General features: G+C 41.2%; 22 protein-coding genes. 13 read left to right on the top strand and 9 right to left on the bottom strand.

Annotation, left to right across the window (positions count from 1 at the left end):
* Window positions 1-42 precede the first annotated feature (42 nt).
* From BLV00_RS04530 to BLV00_RS04490, 8 genes are all read left to right on the top strand, one after another.
* Window positions 43-1,350, top strand: coding sequence for a Na+/H+ antiporter family protein (locus BLV00_RS04530; protein WP_093042877.1), 1,308 nt, complete (start codon window positions 43-45; stop codon window positions 1,348-1,350).
* A gap of 127 nt (window positions 1,351-1,477) precedes the next feature.
* A complete protein-coding gene (gene pdaA / locus BLV00_RS04525; RefSeq protein WP_093042875.1) occupies window positions 1,478-2,257 on the top strand; it encodes a delta-lactam-biosynthetic de-N-acetylase in 780 nt (259 codons plus the stop codon).
* 436 nt (window positions 2,258-2,693) lie between these two features.
* Window positions 2,694-4,580, top strand: a complete 1,887-nt coding sequence (locus tag BLV00_RS04515) for a PAS domain-containing sensor histidine kinase (RefSeq protein WP_093042871.1) — start codon at window positions 2,694-2,696, stop codon at window positions 4,578-4,580.
* Between the two features lie 243 nt (window positions 4,581-4,823).
* A complete protein-coding gene (locus BLV00_RS04510; protein WP_093042869.1) occupies window positions 4,824-5,672 on the top strand; it encodes a YitT family protein in 849 nt (282 codons plus the stop codon).
* Window positions 5,673-6,704: 1,032 nt separating this feature from the next.
* Entirely contained in the window at window positions 6,705-8,285 is a 1,581-nt protein-coding gene (gene mbcS / locus BLV00_RS04500) for an acyl-CoA synthetase MbcS (RefSeq protein ID WP_093042865.1), read from the top strand.
* A gap of 125 nt (window positions 8,286-8,410) precedes the next feature.
* Window positions 8,411-8,545, top strand: coding sequence for a hypothetical protein (locus BLV00_RS22490; protein ID WP_281242978.1), 135 nt, complete (start codon window positions 8,411-8,413; stop codon window positions 8,543-8,545).
* Between the two features lie 60 nt (window positions 8,546-8,605).
* Complete coding sequence (locus BLV00_RS04495) at window positions 8,606-9,052, top strand: GNAT family N-acetyltransferase (protein WP_143030679.1); 447 nt, start codon at window positions 8,606-8,608, stop codon at window positions 9,050-9,052.
* A gap of 209 nt (window positions 9,053-9,261) precedes the next feature.
* Window positions 9,262-9,684: a hypothetical protein gene (locus BLV00_RS04490; RefSeq protein ID WP_093042863.1), complete on the top strand. Its 423-nt coding sequence runs from the start codon at window positions 9,262-9,264 to the stop codon at window positions 9,682-9,684.
* Window positions 9,685-9,719: 35 nt separating this feature from the next.
* On the opposite strand, the gene BLV00_RS04485 is transcribed toward BLV00_RS04490, so the two are convergent.
* On the bottom strand, window positions 9,720-10,622 hold the full coding sequence (locus BLV00_RS04485) for an acetamidase/formamidase family protein (RefSeq protein WP_093042861.1): 903 nt from the start codon (window positions 10,620-10,622) through the stop codon (window positions 9,720-9,722).
* Between the two features lie 152 nt (window positions 10,623-10,774).
* Between BLV00_RS04485 and BLV00_RS04480 the strand changes: the two genes are divergently transcribed.
* Window positions 10,775-11,029 (top strand): hypothetical protein, encoded by a 255-nt coding sequence (locus tag BLV00_RS04480; RefSeq protein ID WP_093042859.1) that lies wholly within the window; start codon window positions 10,775-10,777, stop codon window positions 11,027-11,029.
* A 23-nt stretch (window positions 11,030-11,052) separates the two neighbouring features.
* Here the strand turns inward: BLV00_RS04480 and BLV00_RS04475 are convergent, their stop codons facing one another.
* Window positions 11,053-11,322 (bottom strand): hypothetical protein, encoded by a 270-nt coding sequence (locus tag BLV00_RS04475; RefSeq protein WP_093042857.1) that lies wholly within the window; start codon window positions 11,320-11,322, stop codon window positions 11,053-11,055.
* A 38-nt stretch (window positions 11,323-11,360) separates the two neighbouring features.
* On the bottom strand, window positions 11,361-11,492 hold the full coding sequence (locus BLV00_RS22485; protein WP_281242977.1) for a hypothetical protein: 132 nt from the start codon (window positions 11,490-11,492) through the stop codon (window positions 11,361-11,363).
* Window positions 11,493-11,951: 459 nt separating this feature from the next.
* On the opposite strand from BLV00_RS22485, the gene BLV00_RS04470 reads away from it, so the two are divergent.
* Window positions 11,952-13,565: a BCCT family transporter gene (locus tag BLV00_RS04470; protein ID WP_093042855.1), complete on the top strand. Its 1,614-nt coding sequence runs from the start codon at window positions 11,952-11,954 to the stop codon at window positions 13,563-13,565.
* A gap of 41 nt (window positions 13,566-13,606) precedes the next feature.
* Here the strand turns inward: BLV00_RS04470 and BLV00_RS04465 are convergent, their stop codons facing one another.
* Together BLV00_RS04465 and BLV00_RS04460 are read right to left on the bottom strand one after the other, a co-directional pair.
* Entirely contained in the window at window positions 13,607-14,317 is a 711-nt protein-coding gene (locus tag BLV00_RS04465) for a DUF5694 domain-containing protein (RefSeq protein WP_093042853.1), read from the bottom strand.
* A gap of 20 nt (window positions 14,318-14,337) precedes the next feature.
* Window positions 14,338-15,282, bottom strand: coding sequence for an LLM class oxidoreductase (locus BLV00_RS04460; protein WP_093042851.1), 945 nt, complete (start codon window positions 15,280-15,282; stop codon window positions 14,338-14,340).
* Between the two features lie 327 nt (window positions 15,283-15,609).
* Between BLV00_RS04460 and BLV00_RS04455 the strand changes: the two genes are divergently transcribed.
* From BLV00_RS04455 to BLV00_RS04445, 3 genes are all read left to right on the top strand, one after another.
* Window positions 15,610-15,825: a hypothetical protein gene (locus BLV00_RS04455; protein WP_093042849.1), complete on the top strand. Its 216-nt coding sequence runs from the start codon at window positions 15,610-15,612 to the stop codon at window positions 15,823-15,825.
* Window positions 15,826-15,949: 124 nt separating this feature from the next.
* Window positions 15,950-17,740, top strand: a complete 1,791-nt coding sequence (locus BLV00_RS04450) for a M3 family oligoendopeptidase (protein ID WP_093042847.1) — start codon at window positions 15,950-15,952, stop codon at window positions 17,738-17,740.
* A 26-nt stretch (window positions 17,741-17,766) separates the two neighbouring features.
* The gene (locus BLV00_RS04445) at window positions 17,767-18,063 is read left to right on the top strand and encodes a 4a-hydroxytetrahydrobiopterin dehydratase (RefSeq protein WP_093042845.1); all 297 of its coding nucleotides are present in this window, start codon (window positions 17,767-17,769) and stop codon (window positions 18,061-18,063) included.
* A gap of 94 nt (window positions 18,064-18,157) precedes the next feature.
* Here the strand turns inward: BLV00_RS04445 and BLV00_RS04440 are convergent, their stop codons facing one another.
* From BLV00_RS04440 to BLV00_RS04425, 4 genes are all read right to left on the bottom strand, one after another.
* Complete coding sequence (locus BLV00_RS04440; protein ID WP_176791320.1) at window positions 18,158-18,622, bottom strand: FixH family protein; 465 nt, start codon at window positions 18,620-18,622, stop codon at window positions 18,158-18,160.
* Window positions 18,623-18,736: 114 nt separating this feature from the next.
* Window positions 18,737-19,369, bottom strand: a complete 633-nt coding sequence (locus tag BLV00_RS04435) for a response regulator (protein WP_093042841.1) — start codon at window positions 19,367-19,369, stop codon at window positions 18,737-18,739.
* A gap of 2 nt (window positions 19,370-19,371) precedes the next feature.
* Window positions 19,372-19,986 carry a sensor histidine kinase gene (locus tag BLV00_RS04430; protein WP_093042839.1) on the bottom strand — a complete coding sequence of 205 codons (615 nt, stop codon included), beginning with the start codon at window positions 19,984-19,986 and terminating at the stop codon, window positions 19,372-19,374.
* A 31-nt stretch (window positions 19,987-20,017) separates the two neighbouring features.
* Window positions 20,018-20,206, bottom strand: coding sequence for a hypothetical protein (locus BLV00_RS04425; RefSeq protein ID WP_093042837.1), 189 nt, complete (start codon window positions 20,204-20,206; stop codon window positions 20,018-20,020).
* Window positions 20,207-20,294 lie beyond the last annotated feature (88 nt).

Genomic DNA, 20,294 nt, shown 5'->3' with positions numbered 1-20,294 from the left:
CGTTAACGAACTAAAATTAATTTATGTGAGAGGAGAATATATATGGCATGGGCTGTTATAATTTCTGTGCTGATAATGACTGTGCTTAGTCTGTTGCGTGTCAATGTAATCATAGCTATTATCGCTGCAGCTTTATCAGCAGGGCTCATAGCTGGAGAGTCGCTTCAAAACTCCCTTGATCTGATGATCGGCGGCATGGGGAATCAGGCAAGCGTTGCTTTAAGCTATATTTTATTAGGTGCTTTTGCAGTAGCAATCAGTTATTCAGGTATTACGAATATTTTAGTGAATTATTTATTGAGGGTGTTAAAAAATAAACGTGTGATCATGTTATTAGTGATTGCAGGGGTTGCTTCACTTTCTCAAAACGTCATTCCTGTGCATATTGCATTCATACCGATTTTAATTCCACCTTTATTGAAATTGTTCGATCAAATGAACCTGGACCGACGCGGTGTTGCAACCGCTTTGACGTTCGGTTTAAAGGCTCCTTATATTATGATTCCAGCAGGTTTTGGTTTGATTTTCCACCAAACTATTCAGGATGCAATGGGGAGCAGCGGGGTAGAAATAGGAATAGGGAATATAGCACTGTCGCTATTACTTCCCGGAGCTGGTATGATCCTTGGTTTGTTTGTAGCCGTATTTTTCTCTTACCGTAAACCGAGAGATAAGTACCAGGTCAGTGAGTTAGAAGACGAAAACAAGGTGGTTGCAGTACCGGAGGCTAAGTTCGAAGCAAAACATGCCTGGACCCTGGTTGCTGTTGCCGGAGCGCTCGGTGTCCAAATATGGACGGGCAACCTTGTATTTGGGGCATTGACAGGGATTGTCCTCATGTTTGTCTTTCTAGTTGTACCATTCAGCCGTGGTGACGAAGTGGTTACGAATGGCATCGGCATGATGGGCATGATCGCATTCGTCATGTTGATTGCAGCCGGTTACGCTAATGTGCTACAAGAAACAGGTTCCATTGATGCGTTAGTGGAGTCCAGTTCCGGTATGATCGGCGACAATAAAGGTCTGATTGCCTTTATCTTATTGCTGGTCGGACTGTTGGTAACGATGGGAATCGGTTCTTCTTTTGGTACGGTACCTATTTTAGCTGCATTATTCGTTCCGATCGGGGTAGCCGCAGGATTTTCACCGATGGCGTTAGCAGCCCTGATTGGTACGGCAGGTGCACTTGGCGATGCAGGTTCTCCTGCTTCAGACAGCACCTTAGGACCGACTTCAGGACTTGCAGCTGATGGTAAGCATCATCATATTTGGGATACTTGTGTACCTACTTTTTTGCATTATAATATTCCGTTATTCATTTTTGGCTGGATTGCCGCTATGGTTTTATAAATTATTGTGAAGAGCACCTGCAGGATAGGTGCTTTTTTCTTTGTGAATTACAAGACACTGGAAAAGTAAGTCAGGTATATATGCTTTTTGTAGTTGTAAACTAAGAGAAAAGCAGGTGAAGACGTTTATGAAAAAACTCCTGATTTTCGTGATTTCCTTAGCGGTTATAGGTAATTTTCCTATTTCGGCTTCAGCCTATGGGTGGGGTTACCAAAAAAATAATGAAGGTGCGCCCCCGGACGTAGGCTTTTATGGACAGTTATTAAGTGAATATGATGGCTTTTACATTGATGAATCCGGGGATAAAGAGATTTACCTAACCTTTGATAATGGTTATGAAGAGGGGTATACAGGCAAAATTCTTGATGTATTAAAAGAAAAAGACGTTCCAGCGGCTTTTTTCATTACGGGTCATTATATTAATAGTGCTCCGGATCTGGTGAAGCGAATGAACAAAGAAGGCCATATCATCGGCAATCATTCCTGGCATCATCCAGATTTCACAACTTCTTCAAAAGCCCGCATCAAAGAAGAACTGGATAAGGTCGAAAGTGCGGTAGCAGATCTTACTGATCAAGAAGAAATGCTTTATTTACGCTCTCCACGCGGAACTTTTAATAAAAAAACCCTAGATTGGACCAGAGAAATGGGTTATATCAACACTTTTTGGTCAATTGGTTTTGTAGATTGGAACACGGGGGAGCAAAAGGGATGGAAATATGCTTATGACAGTCTAATGAAGCAAATACATCCAGGGGCCGTCCTATTACTTCATAGTGTATCGGAGGACAACGCATTGGCATTAGAAAAGCTCATTGAGGATTTACGAGGGAAGGGCTATACCTTTCGTAGCCTTGATCACTTAATGATGAAAAAGTTACTGCCTCGGGGAAGTTATTGGTACTGATTGTAGAGACACTGAAAAAAGTGTCTCTATTTTATGTTTTTCGACAAAATATTCATTTCTTATCTGATATGATAATGGTAATTGCAGGTAGTAAAGGTGGAGGCAAGTTGAATCTGAAGCAGCTTTGTTTGGACATCCCTAAATCTCTCGATGGCGAACAGCAATATCTAACGGCAAGCCAGATTTAATAGAGAAGTTTAGAAGAGGTTTAAAAAGTCAGGCATAAATGACTGTTTTTAGTGAGTCATTTGGAGTTCATGCGTTCGTGAACCTGTTGATAACAGGGTGGACACAAATACCCTTATTATAAGGGGTTTTACCTAATTTCCACATAATTGTAAGAATATATTTAAAATTTAAATAATTTTGTTATAATAGTACCTGCGGAGCATATTATCGTTACCTTAAGTATCAAAAGGAAAGAGGTAGTCCATTGATGTTAATTGAGAGGATGCATTGTGGTTTGGAGGAAAGTGACGTTTTAGCGCTTTTTGATTTAATCGATCAGAATGTTTGTCTAATTAATCTGGAAACGAAGACGGTAACATGCAGTCGTTCTTTGCAGAAAGAAAGTTATGCAAAGGAACAACTTCACCTGGATGATTGGGTGGATTTGTTTTACGTGTATGACCAATTCGGCATTCAGCATTCGTTGAAGCATGTAACCAAACAAAAGACTCTTTACAGCAAAGCGCGCCTTCTCTTCAAAGAAAATCATCAATGGGTGCGGTGTGCATTTAAACAGCTATCCCATCGGCGAATCGTTGTAGTCATTGATCCTTTATATCAAGATGAAGAAGTCAGTATACCCCACCGTTTGCCTTTCACCAAGGACATTCAACAAACCTCAACGGTAAAGGAAAGCTCCGAAGAATTTACATTAAGAACTAAAAATCAAACGAGAACCTTGGACAACCCTCCAGATATGAATTTTGCAGAATTGCACAAACAAATGAAAGCTATAACTGAAAACTTCCCCCATGGTTTAGCTTTAATCAACAAGAAATGGGAATTGACGTATGCAAATCCGCAAATGGAAAAAATGCTAGGGAAGGATTTGCAGTCCCATTACAAACATAAGTTATGGCAGTTATACCCGATTAGTGATTACTACCTGTTTTACCGACATTATTATATGGCATTAGAGATGGAACAACCGGTAACCTTCGATGCTTATATGCAAGAGCGGAAAATGTATGCCCGAATCACCATCTACCCTACGGATGATGGTTTTACTATTTTCATTCAGGATGTAACGGTCAGGAAAAAGTATTTGCATGCCTTACAAGAAGCGGAAAAACGTTTTTCTCTGCTGGCTGATAATATTAAAGATGTATTTTGGATATGTGATGAATCTTTTGCAAAGCTGATTTATGTCAGTCCACGCTTCAGGGACTTGTTCGGCCTTCCACTGGAGGAAAGGGAGCAAGATCCTTTAACCTGGTGGGAACAAATAGCAGATGCTGATTGCTATTCTTACATCAGAGACGGCTACCGTAAAATGAGAAAAGAAAATTCTCAAATTGAATACAGGATTACCACACCCGAAAATGAAGTGAAATGGATCCGTACCAGAGGATTTCCAGTGCAGGATGGGAAAGAAAAGTATATCGTCGGAATTAGTGAAGATATTACTGAGATGAAGGAAAAGGAATCATTCATGCGGAAGTCTGAGCAACTTTCTGCTATTACACAGATGTCTGCAGGAATAGCTCATGAAATTAAAAATCCTCTGACCGCATTAAAAGGGTTTATGCAGCTGGGAACGGCTAATCCTGATTTACGAGAGTCTTATAACGAACTGTTGTTAAGTGAAGTAAATCGAATCGAGTCGATTGTGAATGATTTTATGATGCTCGCTAAGCCTGCCTCGTCTATCCAAATTGAAGAGGTGAATATTAAACAGACAGTTGATTACGTTATTGAACTGTATCAATCACTGATTTCAGAGAAAGATATATCGATTCACACATCGATTGCCTGTTCCGATTCGGCTATTCATTCGGATCCGAACCGGTTTAAGCAAATTTTAATAAATATTATTAAGAACGCAATTGAGGCAGTAGATTGCCATGGGGAAATCCGGGTTGATGTAGTCTGCGAGGACGAAGAAGCATTAATCAAAATTTCGGACGATGGAAAAGGTCTGTCACAAGAAAAACTCAAACGGCTCGGAGAACCTTTCTTCACTACGAAAAAAGATGGCACAGGATTAGGCATCATGGTTACGAGAAAGATGGTAGACGATTTAGGTGGTAGAATAAGCTACGCTAGTGAAGAAGGAGAAGGCACATCGGTTACCATTCTATTTCCAATCAAATAGGTAAAAAACAGATCCTTATGGGTCTGTTTTTTTTCGACATATTTCCTGGGAAATGAGGAAGGTGCAGTTAAAAGATTTTTACAATTATGAATGGTGAAACTGCTTAAATCGCTTACATGAAAGTTTTTATAAAGTTTGTTGCATAGCTGTTTACAAACAATGAAAGCCTCGTTATAATCCCGATTGTACTGAAAAAAGAAACGGGAATTGTAAAACGAAAAAATTCAACAAGGGGGCTTTCTGATGCTTAAAAAATTATTATCATTTTTACTAATAAATGTTGGTGCATTTGCTGTTGCGATTAACGTACATTTTTTCTTATCTCCAAACGATCTCGCAACTGGTGGGGTCAGTGGGCTCTCGATTGTATTGAATAAGGTGTTTCCTGAAGTATCGCTTGGTATCATCATGGTGATTTTAAATATTATTTTATTCATAGTTGGTATTATCTTTCTCGGCTTTCAGTTTGGTGCCAAGACCATCCATGCGAGCTTTGCGCTCTCTTTCATGGTATGGGGGCTGGAAGTGGTTTATCCGATGGAATCAGCTCTAAGCAATGATATCTTAATCCAACTGATCATTGGACAAATCATTGCTGCCTCCGGGATGGCGATTGTCTTCCACCAGGGAGCATCCACAGGAGGTACTGATATTCTCGCAATGATCATGAACAAGTACTTCTCCTTTGAAGTCGGCAAAGGCGTATTAATGTCTGATATTGCAATTGCTGCATCTTCTGTTTTCTTATTTGGACCGACTGTTGGTATGTACGCATTCTTCGGAGTGATCTTAAACGGTCTGGTCATAGATTACGCTCTACAACAATTCGACCATAAAAATGAAATTGTCATTATCAGCAGAGAAAGTGAACAAGTCCGTGAATTTATTGTCAGGACCCTTGGGAAAGGAGCTACGATTCATACAGCCCGCGGCGCTTTTAATTATGAAGACAAAGAGGTAATAACGACGATTTTGGGAAGAAAAGATTTTACTCGACTGAAGAAATATATTTCTTCGATTGATGACAGGGCTTTTGTTACGGTTCATTCGATGAACGAAATTCTCGGGGAAAACTTCAAACGTCTGGCATAGTGGATGTAGCCGGCTGAAACGTAAAGGTTTCAGCCGGCTTTTTACTTTCCTTGAAATGAACACATTATTGGCTGGAATATGTATGTCTATTAAATCTCAGTGTTGACTTTACAGTTAAAGCTCCCTTTTGTTGAAGACTCAGTTTCGAGAGAAACTGTTTCCGTTATGGTGGTGAGCGTTTGGAGGTCCGGGAAATCACTCGCTTTCCATGGGTGTACGGTGAGCTTCCTCGGGCTAAAGCCCTGCGGGATCTCACCATGTACTATTTTCCCATAGAACTTTGAATAAGCTTTTTGAATAAACACCGCACGAAGAAAATGCGTAGCATTTTCGAGGAGTCTCGCAATTTTCCGGCCCTCCTTGCTTTTATAAAAGTAACGGAAACATCGGTAGCCAGTATCATTTATCCAGCGTAACACCATTAAAAAGGTCTTGTTTCCTCAATCATAAGGTCTTGTCATGCAGGAAATGTGGAAGATATCTTCTCACAACACAGAGTTCGTTCGTCAAAATATGGATAAGGTGGCGGGGAAACGGTGAGACTCCCGTGGGAGAAGGGGCTAGGCAAGACCCCACAGGTCGTGAAACGACCGAGGAGGCTTGCCAGTTCCCCCACAGGAAAGAAATGAATGCGTAATCGCCTTGGGAGATACGACACGCATAAGCAGAACAGCAAAAGGGAAGGGTTCTTTCTTCCCGTTGATGGACTGCTTATGTCGCGAGTGTCTAGGCGATGAAGCTGGAAAGCGAGTAGTTTCCAAGCCACCCCTGACACTATTTTGTTAAAGAAGCCCTTCTATCTTGAAACTGAGTTTTCTACAATTCGGCCCTATAGCTGTATAAGATTTTTATGAAACAAACACGTTTAACAAAACCTTTTGAATAAATGAATTACCCTTCTCAAAATTCCCTTGTTTAACACCAGTCCAACTTTCTTAAAAATCCCTTTCCTATTTAAATTTCAACAATTGTGAATTGTTTGATATAATACAGGTGGATAATGTTACTTTATTTTGGGGAAGGGGATGTACCATGGATAGAGAATCGTTGATAGCTCCAGAATCTTATAATGTAGTGAGTGAAATTGAAAAGTTTGCAAAGGAACCTGATCGCAAAGCTTTGCAGTGGGAAGATGATCAGGGAAATCAAAAAGAGATTACATATTCAGAACTGATTCAAAATGCCAACAAAATTGGTAACGCTTTCAAACAAGAGGGTTTGAAAAAAGGCGATAAAGTTCTAATTATGATCCCTCGCCTGATAGAAGCCTATCAGGTATATGTCGGGGCTTTAAAAGCTGGGTTGGTTGTCATACCAAGCTCTGAAATGCTCCGCGCGAAAGATTTGCAATATCGAATTTCACATGGTGAGGTAAGCGGGGTTGTGAGCTTCCATCCATATACGGAACAGTTTGATGATATTAAAGAAATAGGTTCACTCAAAAAGTTTACGGTTGGTGCAGCTGTTGAAGGCTGGACGTACCTTGATGATTTGCTTGAGGAAGAAAAAGTCTCGTCTGAACTGGACATGGCTGATACTACGCGGGATGATATGGCTTTCTTATCCTACACGTCCGGAACTACCGGCAATCCAAAAGGTGTGGTCCATACGCATGGATGGGGTTACGCCCATTTGAAAACAGCTGCTGAGAACTGGCTTAGTATTCAAGACGGAGATACAGTATGGGCTACGGCAGGTCCTGGCTGGCAGAAGTGGATTTGGAGTCCGTTTTTATCTGTCCTTGGTTCCGGGGCAACCGGACTTGTCTATCAGGGTAAATTTGATCCTAAAACCTATTTAAGTATATTAGAGCGCTATACGGTGAATGTCCTCTGTTGTACACCAACTGAATATCGTTTGATGGCTAAAGTGGACAACCTGGGTGATTATCATCTTCCTGCATTGCATAGTGCTGTATCAGCCGGTGAACCATTGAACAGGGAAGTCATCGATACTTTCCAAAAACACTTCAATGTCACTGTGCGGGACGGATATGGCCAAACAGAAAACACATTGCTTGTCGGTGTCATGAAAGACATGGATGTCAAACCAGGGTCCATGGGGAAACCAACGCCTGGAAATCGGGTAGAAATCATCGACGAGATGGGAGAGCCGGTAGGACCAGGAGAGGTTGGAGATATTGCAGTCCATTTAGAAACGCCTGCTTTATTCAAAGCGTATTACAAGGACCCGGAACGTACGAAGATGTCGTATCGCGGCGATTATTATGTAACAGGGGATCAGGCTTCTAAAGACGAAGAAGGTTATTTCTGGTTTGAAGGCAGAAGTGATGATATCATTATCAGCTCTGGCTACACGATTGGACCCTTCGAAGTAGAAGATGCATTGGTAAAGCATCCTGCTGTCCAGGAATGTGCTGTAGTGGCAAGCCCGGATGAAGTCCGTGGCAATATCGTCAAGGCGTACATCGTTCTGAAGGAAGATGTGGATGGGGATGAATCCTTGACCAAAGAGCTGCAGGATCATGTCAAAGAACTGACGGCTCCATATAAATACCCTAGAAAAATCGAGTTCATCACAGAATTGCCGAAAACAACCTCAGGGAAAATCCGAAGAGTAGAATTAAGACAAAAAGAAAAGCAGCAATCATAATCAACAACAAGTTAGAGCAGGTGGCCGTCAAATGTCACCTGCTTTTAAAAAATTACTTTTTTATCCTTATTACCAAGGTTGGGATATGATAAGCTTAAATTAATAATCTGCATAGGGGGCAAAACGTGAACTGGATAAAGAGAATTGCTTTTATAATTGTCATAGGTATTGCTCTGGCGGTAATTCCATTTCAAGTCCAAAGCCCACAAATAGACAAACAAGAGAAGTGGGAGAGTTTTGAGGGAACAAAATCCAAATGAATATTGAAGTATAGCCTTTCTCTATCCAGGGGAGGGCTTTTATTTTAGAGGGGGACAAATATGATTCGTAAGGCGGAACTAGAAGATGTGGGAGAATTAGCAAGGCTGATGACAGTGTTAAGCTATCCCACTACTAAACAGGAAATGGCCGTAAGATTTGCGAAAATAAAGATGAAGACCGATTATCAAACGTACGTATATGAAGAGAATGAACGCCTGTTGGGGATGATAGGAATGGTTCATGGATTCCGGTATGAGGGGAATGATACATACATAAGAGTAGTAGCGGTTGTTGTAGATGAAGAGCATCGAGGAAAAGGAATTGGTAAACAGCTCTTTGATCAGGCAGAAAAGTGGGGAAAAGCGAAAGGTGCTGGTGCTGTAATATTGAATAGTGGTAATCGACCAGAAAGGGCTGCAACGCACAGCGTCTATGAGCACTGGGGTTTTGTGAAGAAATCTACTGGCTTCGCTAAACCGCTCAAACAAGAAAATACCTTTCAATAATAATGCTATAAAGTCTATCCTGTCACTAGGGTAGACTTTATTATTTATAGACTCTATTAACAAAACCTGTGGCTTTCAGACATTACCATATAGAGAATAGCGGTTGTATTTCATAAGAAAAATTCATTTTCCATGAAACGAAAAGGAGGATTTACACGTATAACCAATTAAATATCTTTTCTTACATACATAGACAAGGGAGGGATTGGTTGAAAAGAATAGCAACAGTTTTTATCACTTTACTTGTTATATTAACAGCAGCATATATTTATCTCGACACCCAATACTTATATACTCCGTTTACATTCAAGAAAGACTCGGTTACCCCGCATGATTGGTGGGAGTATAAAAGACCGTTAACGATGAAGTTTCATAATATTTCTGGAGATTATGAGGGGTATGTAATAGAAGATAAGAACGAAATTAAACGAATATTGACGGTGCTAAAGAAGTCAGAGGCTGCTAAGGGAAGCATTTCTAACATTCAGGCAGTAGAAGCTGGACTGACAGTGGAAAATGAGCAGGAGAATCTAGTGGAAATTTTAATTTACACCGATCACTGGGAAGTACTTAAATATGATGCCAAACCTTACCAACGTACAGAAAGGATGGATAACTTATTAAACATGTAAGCCAACTCCCAGGAAGTGGAGTTGGCTTATGTTGTTTAAAATAACTGAATATCATACGCCTTTAAAATGTGGTCAGGGACAAAAAATCTCGCTGTCACAAGCGGATCTACTACCTGACTCACTTGGACTTCTCCTGCTGCGCTCATCAGCATGGTGAGGTGTGAAAGTGTAAGATCGGTGTGTGGGAGCAACAGTTCTGCCATTTGCTCTACAGCTGTATGGACCGCATCGTCCAATGTTTCTTTAGAAACAAGTAAGGCTATACCCTCTTCATTCGCTACAAGTGGGTAAGAAAGCGATTTGTTTTTTATAACATCAAAGGTTACGGTTACTTCACCTGGGACTTCAATTCCCGACACACTGACTTCACCGTCACCCATAGCAGCATGGAAGTCACCTGTAGCGAACAAAGCGCCCGGCGCGAAGACAGGGAAATACAACTCGGCACCTTCCGTAATCAACTTTGTATCCATGTTTCCACCATGTGCACCAGGAGTTCCACAGTTTACTTCTTCATCCTCAGGAGCTACTCCTATGACACCAATCATAGGATTTAAAGGTAAGGAAAGTTTGTCATCAAAAATAGCTCGGTTATCTTGAATCGGAATAATTTTGACATCGAAATCTTCAAAATAACTGCCTAAGACGCCGAGGTCTTTACCAGTGACCATAACACCGCGTTCCCCGATTTCCAGTCTATCGATCTTCACCTTCAATATGTCTCCAGGATCTGCCCCTTCAATGTAAACCGGTCCAGTAGCTGGATTGATCTGATTCCAATCAATTGCGTTGATTTCTGTTTTTTCTGATTGAATCTGATTCTGAAAACAATCATATGTCTCAATGGTGATCCTCTCTCCTGGTTGTACGTGGATAGCAGGAGAGTGGTCTTTACTTAAAGAATATACCGAGGACCGGCACGTGAGGTTTCGTGTCATCTATAATTCCTCCTTCTAGATAAGTAATTAAGGGAATTTTCTGTCATATCCAATTTTAATGTTTCTACCTTGTAAAAGCAAAAGTATTTCTATAAAGTTTTAAGCGAATGATATAATATAACTGAATTTAACCATACAAGGAGTGGACAAGTGTGAGCAGACGTTTCACCCATATATTTAATTCATTGGTCGGTATTTTGCTGATCATTGAAGGGGGTCTATATATTTTTATGATGAATAAAGACGATACTTTTCACTTACAGAGCATCATTGTAACTTTTCTCCTGCTCTTGGCATGGGGGATGTCTTACCGTAAACAATTGACCCAAGAAAACTCTATTCCCTGGTTGACGGTCACACTTATCATTATGATTCCGATGATTTTACCGTGGCTATTTTTCATTTGAAACCTGGAGAAGCGCTGTATTTTTTAAAAAAACATATATCCTAATGAACCAAAAATCACAGAACTTCCCAGGTAAAGGTGGCCGAACGTACGATGTTTTGTTTCCTCCGAACTCATTTCTACGATCCCCGCAAAGACTAGAAACAGGGCCGCAATAATAAAAGTGGTCAATTCCACTGTACTCCAGGCTTTTCTCTGGATCAGAATCAACAGCCATATTTCAATTGGAATAGCTGTTATTAGTGGGAAATACAAGGGATTGAACCATTCATCCCAGTTTCTCCACTTACGCATAACCTTCACTTCCTTTCCTCATAGTAGCAGTACGGTAATTAGACTGCCGGCTGTGCCAAGCCACAAAGCATGTTTTTATTCCATATGGTAATAGTATAAGGGTTTCTTCTCGTCCATTCACTCATGATTGTCAACGTTTTGTTGAACGTCCCCTCGGCGTCATTTGCCAACGTCAATTCCACCTCGTACATTCCTGTCTTAACCAAATAATTAATAAAAGGGGAAAAAATAGAGTAAACTTAATAGCAGGGCTAGAGGTCATATATTCAGGCAGCCTGGTTACCGGTGTCTCCGACTGGACGGATATCTAGAGTCCGATTCCAATAAATAACAGGGTTATGATTTGGAAGGTCCGATTGGCGCCGGGATTAGTCACACCTCCATTCTCGACAAAAATTATGTATATTCGACATAAATACACTTATTGTGTGTTATTTACTCTATAACCTGGTATAAGAAACTTTAAGAGGTTTGTCGATGTATTTCATCTTTGATAAAGTTACTCCTTGGTTACGTAACAAGGTGTATGATTTCCATTTATCACGCATTTCCTCCCAAATTATTTATTTTTAAACAGGTTTCCTGGTGTTGTGCAGTAAGGATAACAAAATATGAAGGGAAAGTTTTAAATGAATACAAAATTAATTGATTGGCCTACATTTATAGGGGCGTTTGTCTTATTGCTTGGGGTCGTTGTTCCACTTATTATATTCCCTGAGGCTGGCGTGGAAGTTGTCAATCAGGCGAATACATTCATGACCTCTAATTTTGGGGTGTTATACTTAATCATGGGTTTACTGGTATTTGCATTTTTGATTTTTGTAGCCTTTAGTGCAAATGGCCACATTTTATTAGGAGATGAAGGAGAAAAGCCTGAATTCAATTCCTTCTCCTGGGCAGCGATGTTATTTGCTGCCGGGATAGGTTCGAGTATTCTATATTGGGCTGTAATCGAATGGGCTTACTACTATCAAGGCCCTCCTTTCGGCATTGAACCGGAATCGAAAGAAGCGATCCAATGGTCGACGGCTTATGGCATTTTCCACTGGGGGCCTATTGCATGGGCAATTTACACGCTTCCGGCACTACCGATCGCCTATTTTTATTATGTTCGTAAGAAACCTGTACTGAAAATCAGTGAGGCATGCCGTCCTTTATTAGGTCGGACTGTAGACGGTCCGGTCGGTCATATCATCGATATTCTTTTCATGTTTGGTTTGATGGGTGGGGCAGGTACCACACTTGCACTTGGTACTCCTATGATTGCTGAAGGGATCAGTGAATTGACTGGTCTGGAAGCGGATATGACGATGCAAACCTTCATTCTGTTATTATGTACGGCAATATTTGCTTTCAGTGCTTATTCCGGTCTGAAAAAAGGGATCAAACTGCTAAGTGACATCAATTTATGGCTGGCATTATTCTTACTAGGATTCATTTTCTTGTTCGGCCCGACCCGCTTTTTAACAGAGACAACCACGAACAGTATCGGAATCTTAATGGATAACTTCTTTAAAATGGCGACATGGACCGAACCGTTTGGTGATATAGGAGCCTTTGAAGAAACAGGATTTCCTGAAGGATGGACGATTTTCTACTGGGCCTGGTGGCTCGTTTATGCTCCGTTTGTCGGTTTATTCGTCGCTCGTATTTCCAGAGGCCGTACGATCCGCCAAATGGTGCTTGGTACCATGGTATATGGGACGCTTGGGTGTGTGCTATTTTTTGGTATCATGGGGAACTTCGGGTTGTACTTACAGATGACAGGCAGCTTTGATGCCATTGGTTATATGAATGAATACGGCGCTCCTGCTGCGATAATAGCGATTATCGGACAATTGCCGCTAGCCAAGTTCATGGTGTTGATATTCACGGTACTGGCGATTATTTTTCTTGCCACGACATTTGATTCCAGTTCTTATATTTTATCTGCGGTAGTTCAAAAAGAAGTAGAAAATGAACCATTGCGTTGGAACCGATTGTTTTGGGCATTTGCTTTATGTCTGCTGCCATTAGCGCTGATGTTCCTTGGTGGACTGGGCACCTTACAAACAGCGAGTATTGTTGGTGGTTTTCCACTGATTTTCATCATGTTCATGCTGGCGTTATCGTTTATGAAAGCCTCCAATGAAGACATCAGGGCCAGTGAAGGATATGAACCTAAAACCATCCACATTAATCGCAAAAAAATTCTTGAACGGTTAAGAAAAAAACGATACCAGCAAAAGCCGCCGGAACAATAATCTGTACAGACCCTCCACTTCGTAAACAAGTGGAGGGTCTGTTATTTCTCCTGAGGCAAGTAATCAAGTGTATGAACGATGTCCAATTCTCCGCTGGCATCGAAGAAGTGGGAGAGAAGTGGCAGGTGGTCTTTTCCAATCATAAGCAACATACGGTCGCTTTGGGCTGCTATTCGGCTAACATTAGCAAAAATGGCTAAGTCTCTATGATGCCACTGTTTAAGCCAAGCAGCGCCTACTTGATGCTGAGGGTCACCTACCAAAGCGAGCTTCATATACAGTTTTCCTATCAATTTCCGGTATTCAGGGCTGTTGATAGCTTGAAGCTGGGTTAATGGCTCATCATCATGAGTGTATGCAACTAATTGTTGTTGGATTTCTGCGATTTCCTGAAGTAACCCTGGCTGATAATTCTCTGCCCATTTGAACACCTGGTTCAGCGACGGAGCGTTCATGTTCACATCTTCATCAACCGGGAAAACCTCCTCCAAGCCAAGTTGTTCAGCAAGGCGATAACCGAGTTGATCGACTATATCGTATCCAAGTTTAAAATTGCCGCTTTTATACGCTTCAAGTTTCCGATTGAGTTCATTTTTAAGCAGAAATGTTTTTTCTACTGCTATTTTTGTAGGTTCAAACGCTTTAAGCGACTGGGTGATTCTGCTTATTTCTTTTTGGTGGTGGTTTACCAGGTCCGGGTTCATTTCCAAATGAAAAGTTCCTAATAAAAGCAGCTTAGGATTAGTACCCATTTCGATTTGCCTCCTCCAATTTATTCCCACTGGAAATGGGGAAGTACATATTCACCAAGTTCTTCTACTACCTCTTTTGCCGGGCGTTTGCTTTGAGCCAAATTAAAGAAAATGTGGTTGACACCTGCGTCTTGATATTCAGCTAAAATATCCAGTAGGTTGTTCCGTCCGGTTCGGTAGCCAGCTGGGATCTTTTCATAGGGATGATTAGGGTCTTCCATCAAGTCGAGCGGAAGCGGCATAAGAAACGCTCGGAACGCCCCAGGAGAGTAGCTCTCCACAAGTTCGCGATACTTAGCGACCGTTTCCTGTTGCTGCTCAGGACGTTGTGGGTAGAACATCCATCCATGTCCATTTTGGGCAATCCAATCGAGGGTTTGCTGGGCATACCCTGTAAGGAAAAGAGGAATTTCTTTTGTGGGTTTTGGAACCAGGTTGGCTTTATCTATTTTGCCAAACAGGGAATCGATCGTTGGGAATTCTCCGTAAAGCACCTCTTGGAAATAGTGAAAGGCATTCCGGAACCACTGGCCTCGTTCCATAATCGGGATATCCAACCCTGAGAAATCCTTCCGTCTGTCCCCTGATGAGACGCCCAGCATCAAGCGCTCTGGGAATAATCGTTCGATGCTGGCCACCTCTTTGGCGGTTCGTAACGGGTGGCGTAAAGAAAATACAATGGCAGCTGTACCTAAATTAATAGAATTAGTATGACTGGCCAAGTAGGTGAGGTAAATAAAGCTATCGAATATCTGACCAGTCGCAGGGTCTTCAAAGGTAGGGTCCTCTAACACGACATCCTGCAGCCATAAACTTGTAAAACCTTTTTGTTCAGCAAGCTGTGCCATTTCAATTTGATTATCCATACGAGGTGACTGTTTGCCATAATTCTCGATTGGAATGGACAAGCCAAAAGAGAGGTAGCCGGGCTTGATCATTTTTTGAAAGCCTGTATGGTTTTTCATTATTATCAAACTCCTGGGAATTGGTCATTTTAGTATGAAGCAAACATTTTAACGCTACAAAAAATTTGCTTCAATCCTTATCCTCTGAACCTTAATACCTATCTATATAATAATATTCTGAAAACTTTGTTATATAAAATAAGCCTTATCACCTGTTCTTTGTTAAAAAGTATAAAAAGGAAGTCGGATAATGTTAAAATATACATACTTAATAAAAATATAGAAATATAATTAAACATTCGTATTCACTACATCGTACAGACCTCCCGTTGCAGAAACAAGTTTAAGATCGTTTCACAATTTTTAGAGTGTGGAGGGGGAATATAAGTGAGCTATAAGGTAGTTGCATGGTTCAATAAAAAAACCGAGATTAACTTTTTATGTAGTGAAAGCAAAGTGGATTTATGTTTCCAAACAAAAACAGAAGCAGAGCGTTTTATTGCTTCATTGAAAGATTCGGGCTATATGCAAGGAAAATATCATTTTACTATCGAAACGGTTGATTCTGAACCTCTCGTCGAAAATAATATAGTTACCATGTAAACCTATGTTTATGCAAATATAAAAACATAGGTTTTTTATTTTGTTAAGCAAGTACGTAGTAGAAAATTTTCAGAAATTTCTATATAATGGGAGTCGTACCAAGGATAAAAGGAGGGCTCCTGCAATGAATACATATAATCAGAGATGGGATCTCGACAGCATATTCCCAGGTGGAAGCGAGTCAAAGGAACTTAGAAATTATGTGCAGGAAACAGAGCGTTTATTGGAGCGGCTGGATAAAGAAGTAGTTGATTTCCAATTGCCAAGCTATCAATCAGGTATAGGAACGATGATGGAGGTAGTTGATCTATTACAAAGCGTCACCAAGAGAATCAGAGAAATCGGTGCATTTGTCAGCTGTTTGACTGCGCAAAATGTTAAGGACGTTAAAGCAAAGGAGTGGCTGGCAAAACGGAGTCAACTCGGAGCTCAATATGGTAACATTCTTACAAAGTTGGACCAGAAGTTTATCCAGGTGGACGAAGACAGTTGGAGCAGGTTATTACAACAGGAAATGGTCGCTCCAATCGCATTCGTATTGGATGAGCGCCGCGGCCGAGCCAAAGAAAAGCTTCCTCTGGAGCAAGAATCATTGATCAATGATTTGAGTGTTGATGGCTATCATTCCTGGGGACAAATGTATAACAGTATGGTAGGAAAAATGACGATTGACTTTCAAGGTAAGGAGTTATCGGTAGGGCAGGCTTCCAATAAATTGAGTTCCTCTAATCGTGAAGTGAGGAAGGAAGTGGCAGGAAAGCTGAAGGAAGCATGGCGGGGGCAAAGTGATTTATTCACAGAAACAATCAATCATTTAGCAGGTTTCCGACTGCAGACATACAAACACCGTGGCTGGAAGAATGTTTTGAAAGAACCACTCGATTTCAATCGCATGAGCGGGAAAACGTTGGATGCCATGTGGACAGCGATTACTAAACATAAAGATACTTATAAAACTTACCTTCAGCGAAAAGCGGATTTATTGGGACTTGATAAGCTAAGTATGTATGATGTTGGGGCTCCCCTTGAAGAAACCGAACAAACGATGTCTTACGATGAAGGGGCAGCATTTATTGTAGAACAGTTCCGTAAGTTCAGCCCGAAAATGGCTGATTTTGCTAAAATGGCTTTTGAAAACAGGTGGATTGAAGCGGAGGACCGTTCGGGGAAACGGCCGGGAGGTTTTTGTACCAGTTTTCCAGACAGTAAGCAGACGAGAATTTTTATGACTTATTCTGGTACAGCTTCTAATGTAGCCACACTGGCTCATGAACTTGGCCATGCCTATCATCAGCATGTCATGAACGATCTTCCAATTTTGAATCAGGGGTATGCGATGAATGTAGCAGAAACCGCTTCTACATTTGCGGAAATGATCGTTGCTGATGCTGCCGTGAAGAATGCTAAAACAGAAGCTGAAAAGCTGTCATTACTCGAGGATAAAGTACAGCGGAGTGTCGCATTTTTTATGAACATCCATGCAAGGTTTTTATTTGAGATTCGTTTTTATGAGGAGAGGAAGCAAGGAATGGTTCCAACCGACCGGTTGAATGAAATGATGGTCGATGCTCAAAAGGAGGCTTATCAAGAAGCGCTCGGTGAGTATGACCCCTATTTTTGGGCATCCAAGCTCCATTTTCATATTACCGGCGTACCATTCTATAACTTTCCGTATACATTCGGATATTTGTTCAGCCTGGGGATCTATGCGAAAGCTGCGAAAGAAGGGAAAGGTTTTGAAGATAAGTATAGTTCACTGCTTCAGGACACCGGTAAAATGAGAGTGGAAGACCTGGCTATGAAACACTTAGGGGTGGACTTGGAAGAAGAGGAATTCTGGGAAGATGCGTTTAAGTTGTGTACCGCTGATGTAGAGGAGTTTCTCAGCTTAACTGAAGCTGCTGCATCAAATTGAGAATCTTTGGTAAAGGAGGATGAATAGTGGAAAGACTATCAGATCAGCAGAAGAACCAAGAAGTAAGTAAGCTGAAAGGTTGGAAGCTGGAAGACGATAAATGGATTGTGAAGCGTTACCGTTTCAAACGGTACTTGTCAGGCATTCATTTCGTCGAACAAGTAGCGGAGTATGCCGAGGAAATCCAACATCACCCTTTGATCCATATTGATTATAAAGTAGTTACCATGAAGCTGACTTCCTGGAATGCGAAAGGACTTACGGACCTGGATATCAGAAGTGCTGAAGAATATGATCGGATTTATGGAAGTATAAAAGAATAAATGCAAAAAGCAGACCGGAATCAGGTCTGCTTTATAGCTCTTATTCATCGTCGTCGTTTTTTCTGTCTCTGGTTTTCGGAAGCGGGTGATCGGTTTAATGGCTATCGCCATTGCCTTCCATATCATCGTCTTTCTTGTCTTCGGTAATTTCCACATCCCCGACAGGAAACTTCTTCTTAGGCATGACATGCATGTCACGTGCTTGGGTGTGGGCGAAAAGATAGTAAGCCCCTTCTTCTTCAAAGGTATAGGAGACTTCATAGACACCGTCGCCTTTATGTTCTGCTTCAATTTTTTCGTGATCTTCCTCGGATGCCCCTTCGGCCCAGAATTCAAATTTTACATAGTCTGCATCTTCTACTGCTTCTTCCCCTTGAGTCACTTTAGCCTGGAAAGTGACTTCTTCGTTTGGCTGGATATCTTCTGGCATGACGACTTTGGTCGCAAGCATCGGTTCCATGCCGTCTTCTTCTTCAGCATTTCCCGATTGATCTCCGCCACAGGCACTAAGAACAATAGCAGTAATGAATAGACCTAAAAATAAAAGTTGTTTTTTCATCATGATGGCTCCCTTATTTGAAAATAATTACATTCTCATATAGCTTAACACGTCGATTTTTGAAAAACTATGACCCCGTCGGGCTATCCTTGTGGCAACTTTGTGACAATCGGTTTACTTTACCCATCCATTTTCGTAAGCCAATCGGGTCAATTCCACCCGGTTTTTGATGCCGAGCTTTCTCAGCATGCTTTTTAGGTGATTTTTTACTGTGTTTTCCGATATATGCAATTGCTGGGATATTTCTTTGTTTTTTGCCCCTGTGACTGCCAGTCTCATGATTTCTATCTCACGTTCCGTTAAGGGAGGACGGTTCGTCGTCTGTTTATTTTCAACCAAGGTCTGAAGAGTTTCATTCACAAGGGTTTTCGAAAAGCTATCTGTTTCGTTCATGACAGCATCAATGTAGCTGCCCCAATCGGTAGGGTTCACATTTTTCAAAAGATATCCCTGAGCACCTTCACGCAATGCCTCGAAAAGATGCAGGCTGTCATCAGAGACCGTAAGAATGATGATTTTGATATGCGGCCATTGGTCTTTAATGAACTTTGTCGCCTGCAGCCCATCCATCGTGGGCATCTGGATATCCATCAATATCAAATCTGGTTGCAGTTCTTTTGCCATCTCAACTACTTCTTCCCCGTTAACAGCTTCTCCAGCGATTTGGTAGTTAGGAAAAGTACTTAATATTTCACGGATACCCTCCCGTGCGTCTTCATGGTCATCTGCAATCACAACATGATACATAGTCAAATGTTTCCTCCTTCGTTACGGACAGAGACGATTGTTTTATCTTGTACCCGTTCATAAGAGAATTCCCAACCCATTTGATTTGCTCGGTCCCTCATCATATCCATTCCATAATGGGGCGCTTTTGGGGTATCTATTTCGCAAGGGCTACCGTCATCGACTACTTGAAATTCCCAGCCGCTGTCTGTATTTATACCGTAAAGGCCCACGTGCTCAACCCGGTTGGCGTGTTTGATGATGTTGGTTAATGCTTCTCTGATTATGAAATAAGCCTGAACCTTTTCTTCCATATTCCAAATCTCATCGTCCAAGTTCCAAACGTTTTCGATACGGACTGTCGGAAGTGTTTCTTTTACGTGTTCCATCAATTCTTGCAGAGCAGCATCCCATTTCTGGATGACAGGCTCAGGCTTTCTTAATTGTTTGATGGATTCCCGGACATTTTTTTGGATGCCCATAATGGTGTTATCAATCTGCAGCCACTGTTTTTCTTCATTATCTTCCCGATCACGTAATTTATTTATTTTGACTCCGAGTAAAAATAAGGACTGTGAAATCGAGTCATGAAGTTCCCGTGAGATCGCCTGTCTCTCTTCCATGACAGCTTGTTTCATTTTTTCTTCTTCCAGTTCTTCTTGATGTCTTTCAAGAATATGGAATAGTCGCTTGTTTTACAAGCAGTGTAATGGCCAGCACTATGAAAGGGGAGAGGAGATTACCTGCGTTCATAGATAGATAAGGAAGTAAGAATTCATGACGTATATATTCCCATAAACCGATTGCTACTGCCGGGACAAGTAAAATCAGCCATTTGATTTGTGTGTAAGATAACATATACAACACCTGCTTTGTGTTAGTTGTTTTAATTGTACTGCGAATGGAGATAATAGCAAAATATAAGATAGGTGTATTATCATAGTGA

Origin of the sequence: Thalassobacillus cyri (assembly GCF_900107755.1) — a bacterium.
Lineage (GTDB): Bacteria > Bacillota > Bacilli > Bacillales > Halobacillaceae > Thalassobacillus > Thalassobacillus cyri.
Note: the sequence above shows the minus strand (reverse complement) of the source record. Positions and strands in the feature narration are given on the sequence as shown.